This is a genomic window from Pseudomonas sp. NPDC087626, assembly GCF_044743405.1.
Taxonomy (GTDB): domain Bacteria; phylum Pseudomonadota; class Gammaproteobacteria; order Pseudomonadales; family Pseudomonadaceae; genus Aquipseudomonas.
Genome location: NZ_JBIUWJ010000044.1, coordinates 17,598 through 39,535 on the forward strand (window position 1 = coordinate 17,598; position 21,938 = coordinate 39,535).

Sequence of the window (21,938 nt, forward strand, 5' to 3'; positions counted from 1 at the left end):
GCAAGGGTTGTCAGGCGCAGTCAGCGAGGTTCAAACTGCGGCCTTTGTCGCGGGCCTTACCCGCACCTTTCTATATAGAAGGCAAACGTGTGCGCACAGGCTGCGGCACGCTGCACTTTGACCATTTATTCAGGGACCCGGACATGGAACTGGTTGTAAAAAGCGTTAGCCCAGAAACCTTGAAAACCGCCACGCTGGTCATCGCAGTCGGCGAAGGCCGGACGCTCGGCAACGTTGCCAAGCAGGTCGATGAGCTCAGCGGCGGCGCCATCAGCGCCATCCTCAAGCGTGGCGACCTGGCCGGCAAAGTTGGCCAGAGCCTTTTGCTGCACAGCCTGCCGAACCTCAAGGCCGAACGTGTGCTGCTGGTAGGTGTGGGCAAGGACGCAGAATTGGGCGATCGTCCATTGCGCAAAATCGTCGCTGGCATCCTCAACACCCTCAAGGGTCTGGGTGGCAGCGATGCCGCACTCGCGCTGGACGAAGTGGTGGTCAAGGGTCGTGACAGCTATGGCAAGACCCGCCTGCTGGCCGAAACCCTGCTGGACGGCGAATACAGCTTCGACCAGTTCAAGAGCCAGAAGGCCGAACCACGCGCCCTGAAGAAAATCACCCTGTTGACCATCAAGGCTGCACAGGCCGAAGTACAACGCGCCGTGACTCACGCCAGCGCGATTGCCAACGGTATGGCGTTCACCCGCGACCTGGGCAACCTGCCGCCGAACATCTGTCACCCAACCTTCCTGGGCGAGCAAGCCAAGGCACTGGGTAAAGAGTTCAAGAGCCTGAAAGTCGAAGTGCTGGACGAGAAAAAGATCAAGGAACTGGGCATGGGCTCGTTCTACGCCGTGGGCCAGGGCAGCGACCAGCCGCCACGCCTGATCGTCATGCAATACAACGGCGGCAAGAAGTCCGAGAAGCCGTACGCCCTGGTGGGCAAGGGCATCACCTTCGACACCGGCGGTATCAGCCTCAAGCCGGGCGCCGGCATGGATGAAATGAAGTACGACATGGGCGGCGCCGCCAGCGTGTTTGGTACCCTGCGTGCCGTGCTCGAGCTGAAGCTGCCGATCAACCTGGTGTGCATCCTGGCCTGTGCCGAGAACATGCCGAGCGGCGGCGCTGCCCGCCCAGGCGATATCGTCACCACCATGAGCGGCCAGACCGTGGAAATCCTCAACACCGACGCCGAAGGCCGCCTGGTGCTGTGTGACGCCCTGACCTACGCCGAGCGCTTCAAGCCACAGGCAGTGATCGATATCGCCACCCTGACCGGCGCCTGCATCGTCGCCCTGGGCTCCCACACCTCCGGCCTGCTGGGCAACAACGACGAATTGATCGAACAATTGCTGAGCGCCGGCAAGGCTGCCGACGACCGTGCCTGGCAACTGCCGCTGTTCGATGAGTACCAGGAACAACTGGACAGCCCGTTCGCCGACATTGCCAACATTGGTGGTCCGAAAGCCGGCACCATCACGGCAGCGTGCTTCCTGTCGCGCTTCACCAAGAACCTCAACTGGGCGCACCTGGACATCGCGGGTACCGCCTGGACCAGCGGTGGCAAGGACAAGGGCGCCACTGGCCGCCCGGTACCATTGCTGACCCAATACCTGCTGGATCGCGCCAAGGCCTGAAACCGATGACCTGAAGCGGCGTCACCCTCGGGGGCGCCGCTTCAGGCTCAGGAACCGCAATGACCAAAGTCGACTTTTACATCCTGCCCAGCGCCGATCCTCAGGCGCGACTGGATTTCGCCTGCAAGCTCAGCGAAAAGGCCTGGCGCATGGGGCACCGCATCTACCTGCACTGCAGCGACGCCGCCCAACGCGACGACCTGGATGCTCGCCTGTGGGCGTTCAAGGGCGAAAGCTTCGTACCCCACGGCCCAGCCGAGAGCGAACCGGACGGCTTGATTGTGCTGGGCCTGGGCGATGATCCGGGCGAGCACCAGGACCTGCTGGTCAACCTCGACCTCAAGGTCCCACCATTTGCCCAACGGTTTGCCCGAGTGGCAGAAGTAGTAGTCGAAGATCCCGCTATTCGTCAGGCCGCGCGGGAGAGTTTCCGCTTCTACCGCGAACAGGGCTATCCTCTGCAAGATCACCGTCTACAGCGACTCTGAGTACAAGATGGACACGCCAAAACCACTGCAAAAGGCCGCTCACCTGCTGGATGACCTCGAGTCGATCCGCCAGTTGCTCGGCGATGACAACCTGCAACCACCACTGCTGACCGACACCGTCGAGACCGCAAGTGATGAAGGCCAGATTCCCCTGCTGTTCGACCAAGTCAGCGGCAAACCACTGGCCGAAGCCGTCGAACAACCTGCTCCAGCTCCAGCTCCAGCTCCAACTCCAGCACCAGCACCAGCCGCCACGACCACCGCCCAGCAAGCTGCCGACGTCATGCTGCATCTGGATGGTGAGTTGCGCGCGGCCGCGCAGTTGATCATGCAAGACGTGATCGATGACTTTGCCCCGCACATCGAGACGGAAATCAAGCGTCGCCTCGATGCACGAATGGAACGGTTATTGAGCCAGTACGACAACTGACCCTGTGCTTTTGAAGCCCCCCCTTGTACGAGGGATAGGTCGCCAGTGAAACTGGCGACCTTACACTTCAAATACCAACCCACTATTCAATGGCATTACATTCAGCAACTAATACTTAACTGAATAGTGCACAACATCAACTAGCCCTTACCTGGACGAGGTAATTCCTTGAAGGTGCAGGCACCCTCGGTTTTATCATCGCAATAATACTGGCTATAATACGGCTCCCAGGCTCCCCCTGCCTGAATACTGACAACCGTGCCTTCGCGCTTGAAGCGCATGTCCAACTTACCGCCGTCGCGCAGGCTGTATCCGCAGTGCAGGATTTCACCGATCACCACACCTTCGACTGCATCGCCATGGGCCTTGAATATAGCCTCATCGAACCCACCGACCGGGCCGCGCCCAGTCTGTGAAGTGCCATTCCATTGACCCTGGCCGCTGACGGTAGCTGCGACATAACTGGCGGTGGTACCGACCTCCTTGATATCCGCAACTTTCGGGCAATATTCCACGGTTCCTGCCCAGGCATTCGCCGACATCAGGAGAGGAATCAAAAACGCAACTTGTTTAATATACATACATGCTCCATGCCATTATTTAAAACACTATATTTCCCTGCAGGCAGCGTGCAACACATTCAACTTGCACACACCTCCTTGAATACTACGCACACACAGCACTTACTCAAACAAGCAAACTTGTAGGCAAATTCCTTATATGCCAAGGAAACTATCGCGCTAATTAGCTCCCCACCTGCCCCTCCCCCATCAGCCCAATGCAATTCCCACACGAGCCTGGAGCACCGCGACCGCCGCTCCTGGAAAAAACAGCAGATTTCTCCCTCCTGCCATCAGCTCGCTCTACGCCCCAGGCGACATCCCCGCTATACTTGCCGGCTTTTCCTGAATAAATGCCAATAGGGTCCCGCCGCGCATGGATAAGACCTACCAGCCGCACGCCATTGAAACTTCCTGGTACAACACCTGGGAGTCCGAGAACTACTTCGCCCCGCAAGGCGCGGGCGATTCCTACACCATCATGATCCCGCCGCCGAACGTCACCGGCAGCCTGCACATGGGTCACGGTTTCAATAACGCGATCATGGACGCCCTGATCCGTTTCCGCCGCATGCAGGGTCGCAACACCCTGTGGCAACCGGGTACCGACCACGCCGGTATCGCCACCCAGATGCTGGTGGAGCGTCAGCTCGAAGCCAAGGGCCAGAACCGCCACGACCTGGGCCGTGAGCAATTCCTGGAAAAGATCTGGGAATGGAAAGATGAGTCCGGCGGCAACATCAGCCGGCAGATCCGCCGCCTCGGCTCGTCAGTGGATTGGAGCCGCGAGCGCTTCACCATGGACGACGGTCTCTCGGAAGCGGTCAAGGAAGCGTTCGTGCGCCTGCACGAAGACGGCCTGATCTACCGCGGCAAGCGCCTGGTCAACTGGGACACCAAGCTGCACACGGCGATTTCCGACCTCGAAGTGGAAAACCACGACGAGAAAGGTTTCCTGTGGAACCTCAAGTACCCGCTGGCCGACGGCGCCAAGACCGCTGAAGGCAACGATTACCTGATCGTCGCGACCACTCGCCCGGAAACCATGCTCGGCGACTCCGCCGTGGCCGTGAACCCGAACGATGAACGCTACAAGGCCCTGATCGGCCAATTCGTCGAGCTGCCGCTGGTTGGCCGCCGCATCCCGATCATTGCTGACGATTACTGTGATCCTGAGTTCGGCACCGGCTGCGTGAAAATCACCCCGGCCCACGATTTCAACGACTACGAAGTCGGCAAACGCCACAACCTGCCGCTGCTCAACATCTTCGACAAGAACGCCGCGGTGCTGCCTGCCTGCCAGGTGTTCAACCTCGACGGTACGCTCAACGACAGCATCGACGGCAAGATCCCGGCCGAATACGCCGGCCTCGACCGTTTTGAAGCGCGCAAGCAGATCGTCGCAGCGTTCGACGCCGCCGGCCTGCTGGTCAGCGTTGACGATCACGCCCTGAAAGTGCCCAAGGGCGACCGCTCCGGCACCATCATCGAACCGTGGCTGACCGACCAGTGGTACGTTTCCACCAAGCCACTGGCCGAGCCTGCGATTGCCGCCGTGGAAGACGGCCGCATCCAGTTCGTACCGAAACAGTACGAAAACATGTACTTCTCGTGGATGCGCGACATCCAGGACTGGTGCATCAGCCGTCAGCTGTGGTGGGGCCACCGGATTCCGGCCTGGTACGACGAGTCGGGCAAGGTCTACGTCGGTCGCGACGAAGCCGAAGTGCGCGCCAAGCACAACCTGGGGCCAGATGTTGCCCTGCAGCAGGACAACGACGTCCTCGACACCTGGTTCAGCTCGGGCCTGTGGACCTTCTCCACCCTCGGCTGGCCGCAACAGACCGAGTTCCTCAAGAAGTTCCACTCCACCGACGTACTGGTGACTGGCTTCGACATCATTTTCTTCTGGGTTGCCCGGATGATCATGCTCACCATGCACTTGGTGAAGAACGAGGATGGCACGCCGCAGGTGCCGTTCAAGACCGTGTACGTACATGGCCTGGTGCGCGACGGCCAGGGCCAGAAGATGTCCAAGTCCAAGGGCAACGTCCTTGACCCGCTGGACATCATCGACGGCATCGACCTGGAAACCCTGGTGCAAAAACGCACCAGCGGCCTGATGCAGCCAAAACTGGCGAAAAAGATCGAGAAGCAGACCCGCGACGAGTTCGCCGACGGCATCGCCAGCTACGGCACCGATGCCCTGCGCTTCACCTTCTGCTCGCTGGCGTCTACCGGTCGCGACATCAAGTTCGATATGGGCCGCGTCGAAGGCTATCGCAACTTCTGCAACAAGATCTGGAACGCTGCGCGCTACGTGCTGGACAAGGGCGAGGACTGCGGCCAGAACGGCGAAGCCTACGAGCTGTCGCTGGCCGATCGCTGGATCATCTCCCAGTTGCAACGCACCGAAGCCGAAGTGACCCGCCAACTCGAGCAGTTCCGCTTCGACCTGGCTGCACAGGCCCTGTACGAGTTCATCTGGAACCAGTATTGCGACTGGTACCTGGAACTGTCCAAGCCAGTGCTGTGGGACGAAAACGGCCCGATCGAACGCCAGCGCGGAACCCGTCGCACCCTGGTGCGCGTGCTGGAAGTAGCGCTGCGCCTGGCGCACCCGTTCATGCCGTTCATCACCGAAGAAATCTGGCAGCGCATCGCGCCGCTGGCCGGCATCGACGGCAAGACCATCATGCTGCAACCTTGGCCAGTGGCCAATGAAGCACGCATCGACCAGGCGGCCGAAGACGACATCGAATGGCTCAAGGGCCTGATGCTGGGCACGCGCAACATTCGCGGCGAGATGAACATCGGCCCGGGCAAACCCCTGCCGATCTTCCTGAAGAACGTCAGCGCCGAAGACCAGCGTCGCCTCAGCGAGAACGAAGTCCTGCTGAAAAAGCTGGCCAAGCTGGAATCCATCACCGTGCTGGCAGCCGGCGAAGAAGCGCCATTGTCGGCCACCGCGCTGGTTGGCGAGATGGAAGTGCTGGTGCCGATGGCCGGCCTGATCGACAAGGGTGCGGAACTCGCCCGTCTGGACAAGGAAATCCAGCGCCTGCAAGGTGAAGTGCAGCGTGTCGGCGGCAAGCTGTCCAACGCCGGGTTCGTCGACAAGGCCCCGGCCGAAGTCATCGAGAAAGAACGCGCCAAACTGGCCGAAGCCGAACAGGCTCTGGGCAAGCTGGCCGAGCAACACGCGCGGATTGCCAGCCTGTAACGGCATACCGCTATAAAACAGGGAGGCCCGCAACGGCCTCCCTTTTTTGTGCCCGCCCCTTCCCCACAAACACCACAACACCCTGTGGGAGCGGGCCTTCCCGCGATGAGGCCCTCACATTCAACATTGATGTGACTGACAGATCGCCATCGCGGGCAAGCCCGCTCCCACAGGGATTCGTGCTGATCTTCACAATTGCATTCACAGCGCCTGGATGTGGGACAATGCCCGTCTCTTTCAGCCACACCCGAATCGACTACGCCCATGACCACCCCCCGCACACCCCGCCCTGCGCGCAAGAAGCCTGATTCCGCGACCCCGGCCAAAGCCGTGGAGCCCCGCGAAAAGGCCAGCCTGCACCCGCGCAACCGCCACCAGGGCCGTTACGACTTCCCGGCGCTGATCAAGACCACGCCGGAACTGGCGCAGTTCGTGATCATCAACCCCTATGGCAAAGAGAGCATCGACTTCGCCAGCCCGGATGCGGTGCGGGTGTTCAACCGGGCATTGCTCAAGTCGTTCTATGGCATCGCCCATTGGGACATCCCGGCCGACTATCTCTGCCCACCGGTGCCGGGACGTGCCGATTACGTGCACTTTCTTGCCGACCTGCTGGCCAGCGTCAACGACGGTGAGATCCCCCGCGGCGCTCCGGTCAAGGTGCTCGACATCGGCATGGGCGCCAACTGCGTTTATCCGTTGATCGGCTACAGCGACTACCGCTGGCACTTCCTCGGCTCGGAAATCGATCCGACCGCCGTGGCCGCCGCCAAAGCCATTGTGCAATCCAACGGCCTCAACAAAGCCATCCAGCTGCGTCAGCAAAGCAATCCCAAGCACATCCTGCTGGGCTTGCTGGAGCCGGGCGAACGTTTTGACCTGACCATGTGCAACCCGCCGTTCCATGCCTCCATGGACGAGGCGACCAAGGGCAGCGAACGTAAATGGCGCGCCCTGGGCCGTGCCGACCCGAAACGCAAACTGCCGGTACTGAACTTTGGCGGACAGTCCGCCGAGTTGTGGTGTGAAGGTGGTGAAGCGCGGTTCGTGACGCAACTGATCGCCGAAAGCGCGCACTTTCAACACAAGGTGCTGTGGTTCAGTACCCTGGTCTCGAAAGCGTCAAACCTGCCAGTCATCCAGACCGCGCTGAAAAAGGCCGGCGTGCTGGAGAGCCAGGTAGTGGAGATGTCCCAGGGACAAAAGCAAAGCCGCTTTGTCGCCTGGACCTTCCAGACCAAATCCGAGCAGCAAGTCTGGCGCGAGCGCTGGGTTCGCAAAAGCTGAGTCTCGCCTGGCACATAACGCCAGGCACAAAAAAGCCGCGCCCGGATTGCTCCGGGGCGCGGCTCTTTTTTATGCGTCTTACTTGTTAACAGCGTCGGTCAGGCCTTTAGCCACAACCAGCTTGATAACTTTCTTGGCAGCGATTTCGATGGCAGCGCCAGTCGAAGGGTTGCGGCCGGTACGGGCAGGACGCTCGGTCACTTTCAGCTTACCGATACCTGGCAGGGTGATTTCACCGCCGTTTTCCAGTTGATCAGCAACGATTTGGCCCAGTTGGTCCAGTGCGTTACGCGCGGTGGTTTTAGGCGCGTCGATAGCTTCAGCGATATCGGCGATCAGTTGGTCTTTAGTAAGAGCCATGTAGTGTTCCTTCCCTATCAAATTCATATGGATTGCAGAGTGCAGTGTCAGCCATCGAGCCCGATCTTCTGGATCTGGCACCCTCGGCTACAACACCGACGGGTCGGGGTTATAGATACCGAAATCAGGGTTTGGTTCGACCTGACAAATGCTGAATGCACGCTTAACGCAGTGACTTCGCGTAAGACCGGGCAAAACTAGCACAGAGACGGGGAAATATCCGCCTCTACCTACCCATTTGGTCAGCTTTATTGCTCTAAATCCGCAAAAAAGCGCATAAGCCCGGCATGACCCACCTCCCAACCCCGTCGAGCACCGCCAAAACCAACAGGTGCGGTACACTGGGCACTTTTTCGGGGGAGCACGCCCTCCTCCATTCATACAGCCGAGAAGCCCATGCCGATCCGTCATTGCATCGTCCACCTGATCGACAAAAAACCCGACGGCACACCCGCAGTCCTGCACGCCCGCGACTCGGAACTGGCCGAATCCGCCGCCATCGAGAACATGCTCGCCGACCTCAACGAGAGCTACAACGCCAAACAAGGCAAAGCCTGGGGCTTGTTCCACGCCGAGTCCGGTGCACATCCGTTCAGCGGCTGGCTGACGGAGTACCTCGACGGCGGCAAGGACTTCACCGCGTTCAGCCGAATTGCCGTGGAGCACCTGCAAAAGTTGATGGAGGAGTCCAACCTGTCGACCGGCGGTCACGTCCTGTTCGCCCACTACCAGCAAGGCATGACCGACTACCTGGCCATTGCCCTGCTGCACCACAGTGAAGGCGTGGCCGTGACCGACCAGCTCGACGTGACCCCGTCCCGGCACCTGGACCTGGGCCAGTTGCACCTGGCCGCACGGATCAACATCTCCGAGTGGCAGAACAACAAGCAGTCCAAGCAGTACATTTCGTTCATCAAAGGCAAGAACGGGAAAAAGGTCTCGGAGTACTTCCGCGACTTCATCGGCTGCCAGGAAGGTGTCGACGGCCCGGGTGAAACCCGCACCCTGCTCAAGGCCTTCAGCGACTTCGTCGAAAGCGAAGACCTGCCGGAAGACTCCGCCCGCGAGAAGACCAAGACCCTGGTCGACTACGCCAGCAGCCAGGCCAAGCTGGGTGAACCCATGGGCCTGGAGGAGCTGTCGGAACTGATCGACGAAGAACGCCCAAAAGCCTTCTACGATCATATCCGCAACAAAGACTATGGCCTGTCGCCGGAAATCCCCGCCGACAAACGCACCCTCAACCAGTTCCGCCGCTTCACCGGTCGCGCCGAGGGCCTGTCCATCAGTTTTGAAGCGCACCTGCTGGGCTCGAAGATCGAGTACGACGAAGAAGCCGGCACCCTGGTCATCAAGGGCCTGCCGACCTCCCTCACCGACCAGCTCAAGCGTCGCAACTGATGCTCGCAGGCGCACTGAAGAAGGTCCTGCTGATTGTGCTGGTGCTGGTGGTCTATCAGAACTGGGGCAAGATCGAACGGCTGTTCAACCCTTCGCAGGTGGTCGCCGAGCAGGTCCGGGCCAACGCCCGGGTGGTGCTCTACGCCACCGACTGGTGCGGCTACTGCAAACTGACCCGGCGCTTCCTTGATCAGAAGGGCATACCGTTCAAGGAATACGACATCGAGAAGGATGCCGAAGCGCGCAAGGTCTATGAGGCCCTGGGCGGTCGCGGCATCCCGGTGCTGGACGTGAACGGCACGCTGATTCGCGGCTATGAGCCCGAGGCGATTCTGGCTGCCTTGAAATAGACCAGGTCAAAAGATCGCAGCAGCTCACCTCAGGCTGCGATCTTGACCGCTGCTAGCAAGCCTCGATACGAAAACCAAACCGCGGAAAGTGCACATGCACCACCCCACCACGCGGGTCTTCGCGGCGCAGGATCAGCTCTTCACTGCCGGCAAACAGCAACTCGCCGGCCACCGGATCAACCCCGTAGTCGGTTGCCGCGATCACCACCTGCTGGCCTGCGGTAAATCCATTCGGTTCGTTGAACGGTTCATCCGGCAGGGCCGCCGGGGTTGAGTCCCGCGCCACCTGCAAGGCTTCTTCTGCGCTCATCTCACTGAATGCACCATGACCGAAACCCAGTACCCGGGTCAGCCAGGCCGAGACTGTCGGATAGGCATCCACCAGGGGCGCAGTGACGGGCGTGCCCTTCAAGAACCACAGCGGATGGGCCAAGGCGAAGTCGGCAATCGAAGGCTCGCCGAACAGGTAGTCGCCATCACGCTGCAGTTGCTGCTCAAGGCGCGCCATGATCGTCGGCCATTGATGACGGGCCTGGTCCGCCGACAACCGGGTGGCGCTACCACCACTGAACAGTCCGGCGCGGTCGGCGACAAAGGCCTTCACCGCCTCCGGTGATAACCTGGCAAAACGTACCGCTATCGATTCTGGCTGGAACACCAGGCTGACCGCATGCTGGAACACCACCGAGTCGGCCCAGGCGGCGACCGTGGCGCTGACCATTTCCTGCCCTTCGGGGAAGAACGCCGGCAGGGCTTTTTGCTGCTCCAGTCGGCGGGCAATCAGCGCGGTGTCGCAATAGATATCGGCACCGATCTGCAGCACCGGCGTACGGCGGTAGCCACCAGTCAAGGCCGTGAGGTCGGGCTTGGGCATCATCGGCGAGATGTTCACCGAGCGCCAGGACAACCCTTTGAAGCCCAGCAACAGCCGCGCCTTTTCTGCGAAAGGAGAAGTCGGGTAATGGTGAAGAATCAACTCTGACATACACAATCCGCCGCTGATGTAAGAAGCCAGCAGCTTAGCGCGCAATCGAATAGCAGCCTACCCATCTGCCTGATGACAACTGATCACTCAGGGTGATAAGTCGCCACCAGGCATTCCTTGGCGCTCTTGCGCAGCTTCTTGATCAGGCGTTCCTGGCGCAACGCTTCGCTCTTGTCGCGGCAGGCCTCGGTATAGACCAGCGCCATCGCCGGGCTCGAGAGAAAAAACCGCGCGCCCTTGCCGCTCTGGTGCTTGGCAAAGCGCTTTTGCGGGTCGTCGCTGATGCCGCAATACAACGCGCCATTGGCCGCACGAACGAGGTAGACGAACCAGGGCTTGCTGGCAGGCACCACGGGGTCGACGGGTATGACGGGGGATTGGCTGGGGCTGTTCACGTGACGTTCAGGGCTTGAAGGAAAACAGCTGCCGATCTTATCAGCGACTGGCCTGGAACGCCCTCAAGCCTTTGAGCGCCTGTTTGCGCACGGCGCTGCCCACCAGCGGCGTCCAGCCCAGGAGCAGGCCTTTGACACCGAGGGCCTGGCGCGACCAGCGCCACAGATCAAAGGTGTCGTGGTGCTCGCAGATCTTGCCGTCACGCAGGACGAAGCGGGCCTGGATGTCGTTGACCACGGTGTTGCCGGTCTGGCTGAACAGGTAGCGGGCAACCCAGTGCGCACTGCCGCTGCGCTCATCGGCTTGCACGTTGTCGAAGGTCAGGGAAAAGTCCTTGGCCCGGGTGGTGAGCATCCGCCACATGTCAGCGGCATCGCGCCCGCGCAGCTCGCCAAAAGCCGGATCACTGAACAGCACATCCTCGCTGTAGCAGGCGCTCATGGCTTCGGCATCCAGGCGCTGAAAGGCTCGATAGAACTCAGTGATCACGGCGCGATTGGCGTCACTCATGGGCAGGCTCCCTGCATGGTCAAAAAATGGCTGCGAAAGATACCTGCACGATAGTCTGCAAACCTTGGCAACACTACCGCCATTCGCAGCACAAATACCGCCAGTGCGACGCAGTCACACCCGTTCGCTTTCGACCTGCACGTACCGGGCGCGCCCGGCCCCCAGCCCCGCGATGATCGCGCCCAGGCCAATCACCCCGAAAATCCAGCCCAACGCGGTCCAGCCTCCGGTCCAGTCGTGCACCAGGCCCACCGCAAACGGGCCCATGGACGCCAGGGTGTAGCCGAACCCCTGGGCCATGCTCGACAGGTTGGCTGCCACATGGGCATCACGCGAGCGCAATACAATCAGGGTCAGCGCCAGGGCGAAGGTTGCGCCCTGCCCCAGGCCCAGCAGGATCGCCCAGCCCCACAAGCCGTCAATCGGCGCGTACAGGCAACCGAACAGCCCGCCCAGGGTCATCAGCATCACCACCACGATCGCCAGGCGCTGGTCCTTGCCCCGCGTAGCCAGCCAGGGGGCGGCCAGGGAACTGGCCAATTGCACAATCACCGAACCCGACAGCACCAACCCGGCCTGGGTCGGCGTCAGGCCACGGCCGATCAGGATCGACGGCAACCAGCCAAAGACGATATAGGCCAGCGACGACTGCAGGCCCATGTAAAAGGTCACTTGCCAGGCCAGCGGGTCACGCAGCAGCCCGCGTACCCGATACGCGACATTGTGGGCGCCGTGTTTTTGCCCCACCTGCGGCAGCCAGAAAACCGCAGCAAGCAGTGCCGGAATCACCCAGAACCCCAGGCCCACGGTCCAGTTCTGCCCAAAATGCTCGCTCAAAGGCACTGACGCGCCGGCGGCCATGGCGGCGCCCAGGCACAAGGCCATGGTGTAGACGCCCGTCATGGTGCCAGCGTGCTTGGCAAAATCACGCTTGACGATCCCCGGCAGCAATACGCCGATCACCCCAATGCTGGCGCCGGCCAGGATGCTCCCGGCAAACAGGCCGATCTCGCCGAAAGAACTGCGCAGGATGATCCCGCCCGCCAGGGTCAGGAGAATCCCCAGCACCACGCGCTCGGCACCAAAACGCCGTGCCAGGATCGGCGCCAAGGGCGCGAACAGCCCCAGGCACAACACGGGCAAGGTAGTCAGCAACCCCGCCTGGGCCGCCGACAAGCCAAGGCTCTTCGACACGTCGCTGAGCAGCGGCGCCATGCTCGACAGCGCCGGACGCAGGTTCAACGCCACCAGGATCAGCCCCAGCAATAACAGCCAGGGACGAAGCAACAGCGGCTGGCTCTGCTGGACTTGCTCGTCATCGGCCTCGGCATCGATCAGCAGCTCTTCAAGCTCTGCCGAACGTTTGGGGGAAACGGTATCGCGGGTGTTGGCCGGTTGGCTGGACATGGAATTCTCGGTTTCAAGGCTCATTGATCAACTGCCGGCAAAGGGCCTTGGCCCGCTCTGGATCGCGCTGTTCGACGGCGTCGAGCAAATCGACATGCAAGTCGAACACGGCTTGACGTCTGGGGACGATGTTCAAAGTCTCGCGCAACTGCGCGCCGACAATGCTGGAGAAGTAGCGGTACAGCTCACTGAGGGTCGGGTTGTGCGCGGCATCCACCAAACGGCGGTGAAACACCATGTCGCAGGCGATGTAGCTATCAAGGTCGCCGTGATAGTGGGTACCACTGATTGTCAGCGCCTCACGCAGGGCCACCAGGTCCTCATCGGTCCGCCGCAACGCCGCCAGGCCAATCGCCTCCACTTCAAGAATATGCCGGGTCTCCCGGGCCTGTTCATGGGAGCAACGGGACAAGGCCTTCATCGTATCCAACGGATCGACCACCGCCCGCAGGTAACTGCCGTCACCCTGGCGAATCTCAATCAACCCGGAAAACGCCAGCACCCGCATGGCCTCACGCACCGTATTACGGCTAATCCCCAACTCAGCCGCCAACTCAGGCTCGGTGGGCAGGCGCTGGCCAACCGTCCAACTGCCGGTGTTAATGCGCAGGCGCAGTTGCTCCAAGGCCTGGTCGACCAGGGAACGCTTGATCAGTGGAGAAGTGTCTGTCATTAAATTCGCCCTTTCATCCAATCATAGGATGAATTTTTTTGACATGTTAGTCAGCTTGACTGGGTAGAGCAATGAGGATGTTGGTTGCGGGGGGCCCGACGTCAGGGGTAAAAGCCGTTGGTTGCTTGGGGTCGGGCGGCGTTCGGGCGAAAAAAAACCCGGAACAAGTCCGGGTTCATCTCACTCAGCAACCCCAATCAATGCAAAATCTGACTCAAGAACAACTTGGTCCGCTCATTCTGCGGATTGTCGAAAAAGTCATTCGGCGCCGCCTGCTCAACAATCTCCCCCTTGTCCATAAAGATCACCCGATTCGCCACCGTCCGCGCAAAACCCATCTCATGGGTCACGCAGAGCATGGTCATACCATCTTCAGCCAAACCGATCATGGTATCGAGCACCTCCTTGACCATCTCCGGATCGAGCGCCGACGTCGGCTCATCGAACAGCATGATCTTCGGCTTCATGCACAGCGCCCGGGCAATCGCTACCCGCTGCTGCTGGCCACCCGACAGTTGCCCTGGATACTTGTGCGCCTGCTCCGGAATGCGTACGCGCTCCAGATAGTGCATGGCAATCTCCTCAGCCTTGCGCTTGGGCATCTTGCGCACCCACATCGGCGCCAGGGTGCAGTTCTGTAAAATCGTCAGGTGCGGAAACAGATTGAAGTGCTGGAACACCATGCCGACTTCACGGCGCACCGTTTCAATCTGCTTGAGGTCATTGGTCAACTCCACGCCATCGACCACGATCCGCCCTTGCTGATGCTCTTCCAGGCGGTTGAGACAGCGAATGGTGGTCGACTTGCCGGAACCCGAAGGGCCGCACAGGACAATCCGCTCGCCCTGCTTGACGTTGAGGTTGATGTCTTTCAACACATGGAACTGGCCGTACCACTTGTTCACGCCCTGCATCTGAATAATGCCTTCAGGGCTCACCGGCTGTTTGCTTGCTTCGCTCATTACAGAACTCCTAACGCTTGTGGCCAGTGTCGAGCTTGCGTTCCAGGTGCATGGAATAGCGCGACATACCAAAACAGAAAATCCAGAACACCAGGGCCGCGAACACGTAGCCCTCAGTGGCCATGCCCAACCATTTCGGGTCGGCGGCGGCTTGCTTGACGCTGTTGAGCAAGTCGAACAGGCCGATGATGATCACCAGGCTGGTGTCCTTGAACAGCGCAATGAAAGTGTTGACGATACCGGGGATCACCAGCTTCAAGGCTTGCGGCAGGATCACCAGGCCCATGCTGCGCCAGTACCCCAGGCCCATCGCGGCAGCCGCTTCGTACTGCCCCTTGGGAATCGCTTGCAGGCCGCCACGCACCACTTCGGCGACGTAGGCCGACTGGAACAGGATCACCCCGATCAGCGCCCGCAGCAGCTTGTCGAAGTTCATGCCCTCGGGCAGGAACAACGGCAACATCACCGAGGACATGAACAGCACCGTGATCAATGGCACGCCGCGCCAGAACTCGATGAAGGTCACGCAGACCACCCGAATCGCCGGCATGTTCGAGCGCCGTCCCAGGGCCAGGATGATGCCCAGCGGCAGCGCTCCGGCAATCCCGACCGTGGCGATCACCAGGGTCAGCATCAGGCCGCCCCATTGGCTCGTCGCCACTTGGCTCAAGCCGAAAACCCCACCATGCAACAGGCACCAGGCAATGATCGGGTACAGCACCAGGAAGCTCAGCCCGTACACCGCTTTGCGCGGGAAGCGCGAGATGAACAGCGGTGCCACGCCGATGACCGCCAGCCACACGGTCAGGTCCACGCGCCAGCGCATGTCCACCGGGTAGTAGCCATACATGAACTGGCCAAAGCGCTGCTGGATGAACACCCAGCAAGCGCCGTCCTTGGTGCAGTCGGCCTGGCTGGTACCGACCCAGTTGGCGTCGATGATCGCCCACTGCAGGATCGGCGGCACCACCAGGTAGATCAGGTAGAACGCGAACAGCGTCAGCAGGGTGTTGAGCCAGCTGGAGAACATGTTGGCGCGCATCCACGCCACCACGCCGATGCTGCTGCTCGGCGGTGGCATGTCCGGTTTGAAAGTATGAGTACTCATGCGCTATTCCTTACCGCTCGATCAGCGCAATGCGCTTGTTGTACCAGTTCATCAGCAAGGAAATGCTGATGCTGATCGCCAGGTACACGCTCATGGTGATGGCAATCACCTCGATCGCCTGTCCGGTCTGGTTCAGCACCGTGCCGGCAAACAGCGAGACCATTTCCGGGTAACCGATACCGGCCGCCAGCGAGGAGTTCTTCGCCAGGTTGAGGTATTGGCTGGTCAGCGGCGGAATGATCACCCGCAACGCCTGGGGAATGATCACCTTGCGCAGGGTCGGGCCGTTGCGCAAACCGAGGGAGTGCGCCGCCTCGGTCTGGCCGTGGCTGACCGACTTGATGCCCGAACGCACGATCTCGGCGATGAACGCCGCGGTGTACACGGTCAGGGCCAGGGTCAGTGCCAGCAGTTCCGGGATCAGCACCCAGCCGCCGACAAAGTTGAAGCCTTGCAGCTTGGGCAACTCCCAGTGCAGCGGTGTGCCGAAGATCAACGCACAGAGCGCCGGGATCAGCAGGAACAGCGCCAGGCCCACCCAGAATTTATGAAACGGTACACCGGTCGCCTCGAAGCGTTTGGTCGCCCAGCGGTTCATCAGCACAATCGCCACAATGGCTACGCCGATGCTGGCGACAAACGGCCAGAAACCGTCCGCCGTCAACGCGGCCGGCATGTTCAAGCCGCGGCTGCTGACGAAGAAGGTGTCGCCGAAGTTATGGCTGTTGCGTGGCCCCGGCATGGTCAGGAACACCGCGAAGTACCAGAACAGGATCTGCAGCAGCGGCGGAATGTTGCGGAAGACTTCCACGTACACAGTCGCCAGCTTGGCAATGATCCAGTTCTTCGAAAGCCGTGATACGCCGACGATAAACCCCAGGATCGTCGCCAGGATCACGCCAATGAAGGTCACCAACAAGGTGTTGAGCAGGCCGATGACAAACACCCGGGCATAACTGTCCGATTCGGTGTAGTCGATCAGGGTTTGCGCGATACCGAAACCGGCACTGCGCTCAAGAAAATCGAAGCCGGAGGTAATACCCCGGTGTTGCAGGTTGGTCTGCGTGTTGTCGAACAGATACCAGCCCATCGAGACCACCGCCACAATGGTGATGATCTGGAATAGCCACGCACGCACTTTTGGATCGCTGAGGCTGAGCCTCTGCTTTGGTGCGCCGATAGAATTTTGCATGGAGTGCCCCAGAAATAATGGTACAGAACATCACCCGGTGGTTGGCCCACCGGGTGATAGAACCATCAGCGCACTGGTGGTGCGTATTGAATGCCGCCGTTGTTCCACAGAGCGTTCAGCCCGCGGTCGATTTCCAGCGGAGTGCCCTTGCCGAGGTTTTTCTCGAACACTTCACCGTAGTTGCCGACTTGCTTGACGATCTGCACGACCCAGTCTTTCGGCAGCTTCAGGTCCTTACCGTATTCACCATCCGCCCCGAGCATACGAGCGACATCCGGGTTCTTGGTGGACTTGGCTTCGGCTTCGACGTTTTTCGAAGTAATGCCGGCCTCTTCAGCGTTGAGCATGGCGTAGCCTGTCCAGCGGATCACGGCCAGCCACTCGTCATCGCCATTACGCACGACAGGGCCCAGTGGCTCCTTGGAAATGGTTTCCGGCAGAACCACGTAGTCCTTCGGTGCGGCCAGCTTGCTGCGCTGGGCGAACAGCTGGGACTTGTCCGAGGTCAGCACGTCGCAACGACCGGATTCCAGCGACTTGGCGCTTTCGTCGGAGGTGTCGAAGGTGATCGGCGTGTATTTCAGGCCGTTGCCGCGGAAGTAATCGGAAACGTTCAGCTCGGTCGTGGTACCGGCTTGAATGCAGATGGTCGCGCCGTCCAGTTCCTTGGCACTCTTGACGCCCAGCTTGTTGTTTACCAGGAAGCCGATGCCGTCGTAGTAGGTGATGAAGCCAGGAAACTTCAGGCCCATGCCCGCGTCGCGGGAGCTGGTCATGGTGGTGTTGCGCGACAGGATGTCAATTTCACCGGACTGCAGCGCGGTGAAGCGTTCCTTGGCGTTCAACTGACTGAACTTCACTTTGGTTGCGTCGCCGAATACCGCGGCGGCCACCGCGCGACAGAAGTCGGCATCAATACCGAGGATCTTGCCGGTGGAATCCGGTACCGAGAAACCCGGCAGACCGTCACTGACGCCGCACTGTACGAAACCTTTCTTCTGCACTGCATCCAGGGTTGCACCCGCCTGAGCGAACCCGCTGACACCGAGTACTGCGGCCGCAGTCATCACTGCCAGGGTGGATTTCAACATCTTCATTCAAACCTCCAGTTTTGCTCTTGTTGTGTCGGAGCTTGAGTCCTGCCGCACCCTTATGAGGCGCTGTTGACCCGTGTTGGCTTGTTTTAGGGTCAAGCGGCGTAAGACCTTAGCTATGAGTCTAGTAGGAGAAAATCCACATCATGGAAAACTCACTGCTCACCAATCGGCCGAACGGGCTGTAGCCCTTTCTTGTCTGCCAAGCCCGTAGCGGCCATTGGCGAACGTCCATCACCGGATTTTTTGCTCTCCCGCGGCGGGCGGTTGCCTGATAGTGTTACCGCCAAGCGTAGGATCGCACGTACAGGTTTTCCCATAGCAAGGCCCGTACCACACCGGGCGCTAAAGCGATTCAGCCGCAGGTCAAGAGCAAAACTTGCAACCTTGCGACAACTTCTTAACTGATCGACCCGCCGTGCACTTTGAGCTCGCACTCAAAGCGGGCGAACGCACAACAATGGAGCAGCCATGAACCATCCCTTGATTCTTGAACCCGTCAAGACCGCAGATGCTTGTGTCATCTGGCTCCACGGCCTGGGCGCCGACCGCTACGACTTCCTGCCCGTGGCCGAAGCCCTGCAGGAAACTCTGCAGACCACGCGCTTCGTCCTGCCCCAGGCGCCGACCCGCGCAGTGACCATCAACGGTGGTTACGAGATGCCCAGCTGGTACGACATTCTGGCCATGAGTCCGGCCCGGGCAATCGACCGCGAGCAACTGGAAGCGTCGGCGCAACGCATCATCGATTTGATCGAAGAGCAGCGCGCGGGCGGAATAGACCCTTCGCGGATTTTCCTCGCGGGTTTTTCCCAGGGTGGCGCGGTGGTCCTGCACAGCACCTTCCTCAAGTGGCAGGGTCCACTGGGTGGCGTACTTGCCCTCTCCACTTATGCCCCCACCTTCACTGACGAACTCGAGCTATCCGCCAGCCAGCAACGTATTCCGGTGCTGTGCCTGCACGGCCAGTACGATGAGGTGGTGCAAAACGCCATGGGCCGCAGCGCCTACGAGTACTTGAAGACCCGTGGTGTCACCGTGACATGGCAGGAATACCCAATGGGGCATGAAGTGTTACCCGAAGAAATTCGTGATATTGGCGCCTGGCTCGCCGAGCGTTTGCGCTAATCCACCCACATCTATGTAGCAGTGTGACCAACGCACTACGCCGCGCCCGATTCTTGCATTACACTGGCCGGCGTACATTCCTTAACCAATTGATGAGATGACCGTGCTCAAAGCACTCAAGAAAATGTTCGGTAAAAGCGAGGCTGAGCAGCTCGCGCCCAGCTCCAGCGCACCCTCCCCAACCACCAGCCACCGCACCGACGGTCATCAGCCTGGGCGGACCGCAGCTGTCGCGGCACCGCAGAACGAGCCAGTGAACACACCGGCCACCGACGTTGCCCCGCCAAAAGCGCGCAGCGAAACCCCGAAGCCGCGTCGCGAACGCGCGCCAAAACCACCGGTCGTGGCCTGGAAACTCGAAGACTTCGTCGTCGAACCCCAGGAAGGCAAGACCCGCTTCCACGACTTCAAGCTAGCCCCGGAGCTGATGCACGCCATCCAGGACCTGGGCTTCCCGTACTGCACGCCGATCCAGGCGCAGGTATTGGGCTTCACCCTGGCCGGCAAAGACGCCATCGGCCGCGCACAAACCGGCACCGGCAAGACCGCCGCGTTCCTGGTCTCGATCATCACCCAGTTGCTGCAGACCCCACCGCCCAAAGAGCGCTACATGGGTGAGCCACGGGCACTGATCATCGCGCCGACCCGTGAACTGGTGGTGCAGATCGCCAAGGACGCCGCCGACCTGACCAAGTACACCGGCCTCAACGTCATGACCTTTGTCGGCGGCATGGACTTCGACAAGCAGCTCAAGCACCTCGAAGCCCGGCACTGCGACATCCTGGTCGCCACCCCAGGCCGCCTGCTGGACTTCAACCAGCGCGGCGACGTGCACCTGGACATGGTCGAAGTAATGGTGCTGGACGAAGCGGACCGGATGCTCGACATGGGTTTCATCCCACAAGTGCGCCAGATCATTCGCCAGACCCCACCAAAAAGCGAACGCCAAACCCTGCTGTTCTCGGCCACCTTCACCGAAGACGTGATGAACCTGGCCAAGCAATGGACCACCGACCCGTCCATCGTCGAGATCGAAGCCGAGAACGTTGCCAGCGAAAACGTCGAACAGCACATCTACGCCGTTGCCGGTGCCGATAAGTACAAGCTGCTCTACAACCTGGTGACCGACAACGGCTGGGAGCGGGTGATGGTCTTCGCCAACCGCAAGGACGAAGTGCGGCGCATCGAAGAACGCCTGGTCCGCGACGGCGTCAACGCTGCCCAACTGTCGGGCGACGTGCCGCAGCACAAGCGCATCAAGACCCTGGAAGGTTTTCGCGAGGGCAAGATCCGCGTCCTGGTGGCCACCGATGTCGCCGGCCGCGGGATTCACATCGACGGCATCAGCCACGTGATCAACTTCACCCTGCCGGAAGTGCCGGACGATTACGTGCACCGCATTGGCCGGACCGGTCGTGCAGGCGCCGAGGGCGTCTCCATCAGCTTTGCCGGTGAAGATGACTCCTACCAGCTACCGTCCATCGAGGCGCTGCTGGGCCGCAAGATCAGTTGCGAAACCCCGTCGACCCATCTGCTGCGCCCGGTAGAGCGTAAGCGCCCGTAAGTTCGGGTCGCCACACCCCAAGCGCAGCCGATCACGGACTGCGCTTTTTTTACGCCTGGATATTGCCAACAAGAACAATAAGTCCACAATGGACAAATTAGTTCACACGCAAATCCACGGAGCCTGCGCATGCCCCCTTCCCCTTTTGTGATCGACCAAGCCCAGGCTCGCGAACTGCTGGCGCAGGTTGACGTGCCGCAGATCCTGCGCAAATTGTTCCGTGACCTGGCCGCCGGCCAGGCCGTGCAACCGGCCCAGCAACTGGTGGAGTTCCCCCAGGGTGCCGGGGACTTCATCAATTACCTCGGGGTGTTGGCCGAAGACGCTGTCTATGGGGTGAAAACCTCGCCCTACATCGTGCGTGCGCAAGGCGGCGCGCTGGTGACGGCCTGGACCCTGCTGATGTCGATGCGCACCGGCCAGCCTCTGCTGCTGTGCGATGCCGGCGAACTGACCACCGCGCGCACCGCCGCCACCACGGCAGTAGCAGTGGACGCCCTGGCCCGGCCGGATGCCACTCGCCTGGTGATCATCGGCAGCGGCCCCGTAGCCCAAGCGCATCTGCACTACGCCCGGCAACTGCGCGAGTGGCACAGCATCAGCCTCTATTCGCCAAGCCTGGCGACGCGTGATCCAGCGGCGCTGGCGCAATGGATGGCCATGGACTCGCGCCTGCAGATCCAGGACAGCCTGGAGGCGGCGCTCGAGGAGGCCGATGTGATCATGCTCTGCACCTCCTCCGCCGGCCCGGTGATCGACCCACTGAGCTTGCGCAAGCCCGCCTTGATCACCTCCATCAGCACCAACGCGGTGCGCGCCCACGAAGTCCCGCCGCACAGCCTCGGCCAGATGCAGGTGTATTGCGACTACCGTCGGACCACTCCAGACGCTGCCGGGGAAATGTTGATCGCCCGCGAACAACACGACTGGAACCCGGCGGCGATCGTCGGCGACCTGGCGCAACTGCTCAGCGGCCAGACACCACGCCCGACGTACGAGCGCCACGTGTTCTTCCGCTCCATCGGCCTGGGCCTGGAAGACATCGCGCTGGCCAATGCCATCTACCACCTGCTCAACTGACCCAAATCCCTGTAGGAGCGAGCTTGCTCGCGATGGGGGGGGGGGGGGGGCGCCCTACAGATGATTGTAAGGCCCCCGCCAGCCACGCACACCCCCCCGCGCCACC

21 protein-coding genes are annotated in these 21,938 nt (G+C 60.8%); 10 read left to right on the top strand and 11 right to left on the bottom strand.

From position 1 onward, the window contains the following. Positions 1-143: 143 nt before the first annotated feature. Genes ACIOVD_RS25565 through ACIOVD_RS25575 form a run of 3 tightly spaced genes read left to right on the top strand, consistent with a single transcriptional unit; the run spans position 144 to position 2,552 of the window. The gene (locus ACIOVD_RS25565; protein ID WP_159993929.1) at positions 144-1,634 is read left to right on the top strand and encodes a leucyl aminopeptidase; all 1,491 of its coding nucleotides are present in this window, start codon (positions 144-146) and stop codon (positions 1,632-1,634) included. 59 nt (positions 1,635-1,693) lie between these two features. Continuing rightward, positions 1,694-2,122 carry a DNA polymerase III subunit chi gene (locus ACIOVD_RS25570; RefSeq protein WP_095171196.1) on the top strand — a complete coding sequence of 143 codons (429 nt, stop codon included), beginning with the start codon at positions 1,694-1,696 and terminating at the stop codon, positions 2,120-2,122. 7 nt (positions 2,123-2,129) lie between these two features. Further along, a complete protein-coding gene (locus ACIOVD_RS25575; RefSeq protein WP_401130923.1) occupies positions 2,130-2,552 on the top strand; it encodes a DNA polymerase III subunit chi in 423 nt (140 codons plus the stop codon). A 140-nt stretch (positions 2,553-2,692) separates the two neighbouring features. On the opposite strand, the gene ACIOVD_RS25580 is transcribed toward ACIOVD_RS25575, so the two are convergent. After that, positions 2,693-3,133, bottom strand: coding sequence for a DUF3757 domain-containing protein (locus ACIOVD_RS25580; RefSeq protein WP_401130925.1), 441 nt, complete (start codon positions 3,131-3,133; stop codon positions 2,693-2,695). A 355-nt stretch (positions 3,134-3,488) separates the two neighbouring features. On the opposite strand from ACIOVD_RS25580, the gene ACIOVD_RS25585 reads away from it, so the two are divergent. Both ACIOVD_RS25585 and rlmF read left to right on the top strand, forming a co-directional pair. Then, complete coding sequence (locus ACIOVD_RS25585) at positions 3,489-6,335, top strand: valine--tRNA ligase (protein WP_401130927.1); 2,847 nt, start codon at positions 3,489-3,491, stop codon at positions 6,333-6,335. 264 nt (positions 6,336-6,599) lie between these two features. After that, positions 6,600-7,622 (top strand): 23S rRNA (adenine(1618)-N(6))-methyltransferase RlmF, encoded by a 1,023-nt coding sequence (rlmF, locus tag ACIOVD_RS25590; protein ID WP_095171203.1) that lies wholly within the window; start codon positions 6,600-6,602, stop codon positions 7,620-7,622. A gap of 78 nt (positions 7,623-7,700) precedes the next feature. On the opposite strand, the gene ACIOVD_RS25595 is transcribed toward rlmF, so the two are convergent. Beyond that, positions 7,701-7,982 (bottom strand): HU family DNA-binding protein, encoded by a 282-nt coding sequence (locus tag ACIOVD_RS25595; RefSeq protein WP_007905514.1) that lies wholly within the window; start codon positions 7,980-7,982, stop codon positions 7,701-7,703. Between the two features lie 396 nt (positions 7,983-8,378). Between ACIOVD_RS25595 and yejK the strand changes: the two genes are divergently transcribed. Further along, positions 8,379-9,383, top strand: coding sequence for a nucleoid-associated protein YejK (gene yejK / locus ACIOVD_RS25600; RefSeq protein WP_401130929.1), 1,005 nt, complete (start codon positions 8,379-8,381; stop codon positions 9,381-9,383). Continuing rightward, the gene (locus tag ACIOVD_RS25605; RefSeq protein WP_095171206.1) at positions 9,383-9,733 is read left to right on the top strand and encodes a glutaredoxin domain-containing protein; all 351 of its coding nucleotides are present in this window, start codon (positions 9,383-9,385) and stop codon (positions 9,731-9,733) included. Before yejK ends, ACIOVD_RS25605 begins: the two co-directional genes overlap by 1 nt. Before the next feature lie 52 nt (positions 9,734-9,785). Here ACIOVD_RS25605 and ACIOVD_RS25610 read toward each other — a convergent pair whose 3' ends face one another. The 9 genes from ACIOVD_RS25610 to ACIOVD_RS25650 all read right to left on the bottom strand — a co-directional run bounded on the left by ACIOVD_RS25610 (position 9,786) and on the right by ACIOVD_RS25650 (position 18,063). Beyond that, a complete protein-coding gene (locus ACIOVD_RS25610) occupies positions 9,786-10,718 on the bottom strand; it encodes a glutathione S-transferase family protein (protein ID WP_095171208.1) in 933 nt (310 codons plus the stop codon). Between the two features lie 83 nt (positions 10,719-10,801). Next, positions 10,802-11,113, bottom strand: coding sequence for a GIY-YIG nuclease family protein (locus ACIOVD_RS25615; RefSeq protein ID WP_095171210.1), 312 nt, complete (start codon positions 11,111-11,113; stop codon positions 10,802-10,804). 40 nt (positions 11,114-11,153) lie between these two features. Further along, complete coding sequence (locus tag ACIOVD_RS25620; protein ID WP_401130932.1) at positions 11,154-11,624, bottom strand: nuclear transport factor 2 family protein; 471 nt, start codon at positions 11,622-11,624, stop codon at positions 11,154-11,156. 114 nt (positions 11,625-11,738) lie between these two features. After that, a complete protein-coding gene (locus ACIOVD_RS25625) occupies positions 11,739-13,055 on the bottom strand; it encodes a CynX/NimT family MFS transporter (RefSeq protein ID WP_159993915.1) in 1,317 nt (438 codons plus the stop codon). Beyond that, complete coding sequence (locus ACIOVD_RS25630) at positions 13,045-13,704, bottom strand: FadR/GntR family transcriptional regulator (protein WP_159993913.1); 660 nt, start codon at positions 13,702-13,704, stop codon at positions 13,045-13,047. Before ACIOVD_RS25630 ends, ACIOVD_RS25625 begins: the two co-directional genes overlap by 11 nt. A 197-nt stretch (positions 13,705-13,901) precedes the next feature. Next, complete coding sequence (locus ACIOVD_RS25635) at positions 13,902-14,666, bottom strand: amino acid ABC transporter ATP-binding protein (protein WP_095171217.1); 765 nt, start codon at positions 14,664-14,666, stop codon at positions 13,902-13,904. Positions 14,667-14,676: 10 nt separating this feature from the next. Next, a complete protein-coding gene (locus tag ACIOVD_RS25640; RefSeq protein WP_095171219.1) occupies positions 14,677-15,774 on the bottom strand; it encodes an amino acid ABC transporter permease in 1,098 nt (365 codons plus the stop codon). 10 nt (positions 15,775-15,784) lie between these two features. Further along, complete coding sequence (locus ACIOVD_RS25645) at positions 15,785-16,966, bottom strand: amino acid ABC transporter permease (RefSeq protein ID WP_320333706.1); 1,182 nt, start codon at positions 16,964-16,966, stop codon at positions 15,785-15,787. Positions 16,967-17,031: 65 nt separating this feature from the next. Continuing rightward, on the bottom strand, positions 17,032-18,063 hold the full coding sequence (locus ACIOVD_RS25650) for an amino acid ABC transporter substrate-binding protein (protein ID WP_095171222.1): 1,032 nt from the start codon (positions 18,061-18,063) through the stop codon (positions 17,032-17,034). Positions 18,064-18,531: 468 nt separating this feature from the next. Here ACIOVD_RS25650 and ACIOVD_RS25655 point away from each other — a divergent pair, with 468 nt between their 5' ends. The 3 genes from ACIOVD_RS25655 (at position 18,532) to ACIOVD_RS25665 (ending at position 21,832) form a co-directional block, all read left to right on the top strand. Beyond that, entirely contained in the window at positions 18,532-19,188 is a 657-nt protein-coding gene (locus ACIOVD_RS25655) for an alpha/beta hydrolase (RefSeq protein WP_159993909.1), read from the top strand. Positions 19,189-19,285: 97 nt separating this feature from the next. Next, the gene (gene rhlB / locus ACIOVD_RS25660; protein ID WP_095171225.1) at positions 19,286-20,752 is read left to right on the top strand and encodes an ATP-dependent RNA helicase RhlB; all 1,467 of its coding nucleotides are present in this window, start codon (positions 19,286-19,288) and stop codon (positions 20,750-20,752) included. A gap of 129 nt (positions 20,753-20,881) precedes the next feature. Continuing rightward, the gene (locus ACIOVD_RS25665) at positions 20,882-21,832 is read left to right on the top strand and encodes an ornithine cyclodeaminase family protein (RefSeq protein ID WP_401130937.1); all 951 of its coding nucleotides are present in this window, start codon (positions 20,882-20,884) and stop codon (positions 21,830-21,832) included. The last annotated feature ends 106 nt before the right edge of the window (positions 21,833-21,938 follow it).

What these genes read in the sequence shown, in the direction of transcription:
- ACIOVD_RS25580 (WP_401130925.1), bottom strand. Translation starts at nt 3,133, where the DNA reads ATGTATATTAAACAAGTTGCGTTTTTGATTCCTCTCCTGATGTCGGCG.
- rlmF (WP_095171203.1), top strand. Translation starts at nt 6,600, where the DNA reads ATGACCACCCCCCGCACACCCCGCCCTGCGCGCAAGAAGCCTGATTCC.
- ACIOVD_RS25625 (WP_159993915.1), bottom strand. Translation starts at nt 13,055, where the DNA reads ATGAGCCTTGAAACCGAGAATTCCATGTCCAGCCAACCGGCCAACACC.
- ACIOVD_RS25645 (WP_320333706.1), bottom strand. Translation starts at nt 16,966, where the DNA reads ATGCAAAATTCTATCGGCGCACCAAAGCAGAGGCTCAGCCTCAGCGAT.
- ACIOVD_RS25650 (WP_095171222.1), bottom strand. Translation starts at nt 18,063, where the DNA reads ATGAAGATGTTGAAATCCACCCTGGCAGTGATGACTGCGGCCGCAGTA.
- ACIOVD_RS25620 (WP_401130932.1), bottom strand. Translation starts at nt 11,624, where the DNA reads ATGAGTGACGCCAATCGCGCCGTGATCACTGAGTTCTATCGAGCCTTT.
- rhlB (WP_095171225.1), top strand. Translation starts at nt 19,286, where the DNA reads ATGACCGTGCTCAAAGCACTCAAGAAAATGTTCGGTAAAAGCGAGGCT.
- ACIOVD_RS25640 (WP_095171219.1), bottom strand. Translation starts at nt 15,774, where the DNA reads ATGAGTACTCATACTTTCAAACCGGACATGCCACCGCCGAGCAGCAGC.
- ACIOVD_RS25655 (WP_159993909.1), top strand. Translation starts at nt 18,532, where the DNA reads ATGAACCATCCCTTGATTCTTGAACCCGTCAAGACCGCAGATGCTTGT.
- ACIOVD_RS25605 (WP_095171206.1), top strand. Translation starts at nt 9,383, where the DNA reads ATGCTCGCAGGCGCACTGAAGAAGGTCCTGCTGATTGTGCTGGTGCTG.
- ACIOVD_RS25635 (WP_095171217.1), bottom strand. Translation starts at nt 14,666, where the DNA reads ATGAGCGAAGCAAGCAAACAGCCGGTGAGCCCTGAAGGCATTATTCAG.
- ACIOVD_RS25610 (WP_095171208.1), bottom strand. Translation starts at nt 10,718, where the DNA reads ATGTCAGAGTTGATTCTTCACCATTACCCGACTTCTCCTTTCGCAGAA.
- ACIOVD_RS25665 (WP_401130937.1), top strand. Translation starts at nt 20,882, where the DNA reads ATGCCCCCTTCCCCTTTTGTGATCGACCAAGCCCAGGCTCGCGAACTG.
- ACIOVD_RS25575 (WP_401130923.1), top strand. Translation starts at nt 2,130, where the DNA reads ATGGACACGCCAAAACCACTGCAAAAGGCCGCTCACCTGCTGGATGAC.
- ACIOVD_RS25585 (WP_401130927.1), top strand. Translation starts at nt 3,489, where the DNA reads ATGGATAAGACCTACCAGCCGCACGCCATTGAAACTTCCTGGTACAAC.
- ACIOVD_RS25570 (WP_095171196.1), top strand. Translation starts at nt 1,694, where the DNA reads ATGACCAAAGTCGACTTTTACATCCTGCCCAGCGCCGATCCTCAGGCG.
- ACIOVD_RS25630 (WP_159993913.1), bottom strand. Translation starts at nt 13,704, where the DNA reads ATGACAGACACTTCTCCACTGATCAAGCGTTCCCTGGTCGACCAGGCC.
- ACIOVD_RS25565 (WP_159993929.1), top strand. Translation starts at nt 144, where the DNA reads ATGGAACTGGTTGTAAAAAGCGTTAGCCCAGAAACCTTGAAAACCGCC.
- yejK (WP_401130929.1), top strand. Translation starts at nt 8,379, where the DNA reads ATGCCGATCCGTCATTGCATCGTCCACCTGATCGACAAAAAACCCGAC.
- ACIOVD_RS25595 (WP_007905514.1), bottom strand. Translation starts at nt 7,982, where the DNA reads ATGGCTCTTACTAAAGACCAACTGATCGCCGATATCGCTGAAGCTATC.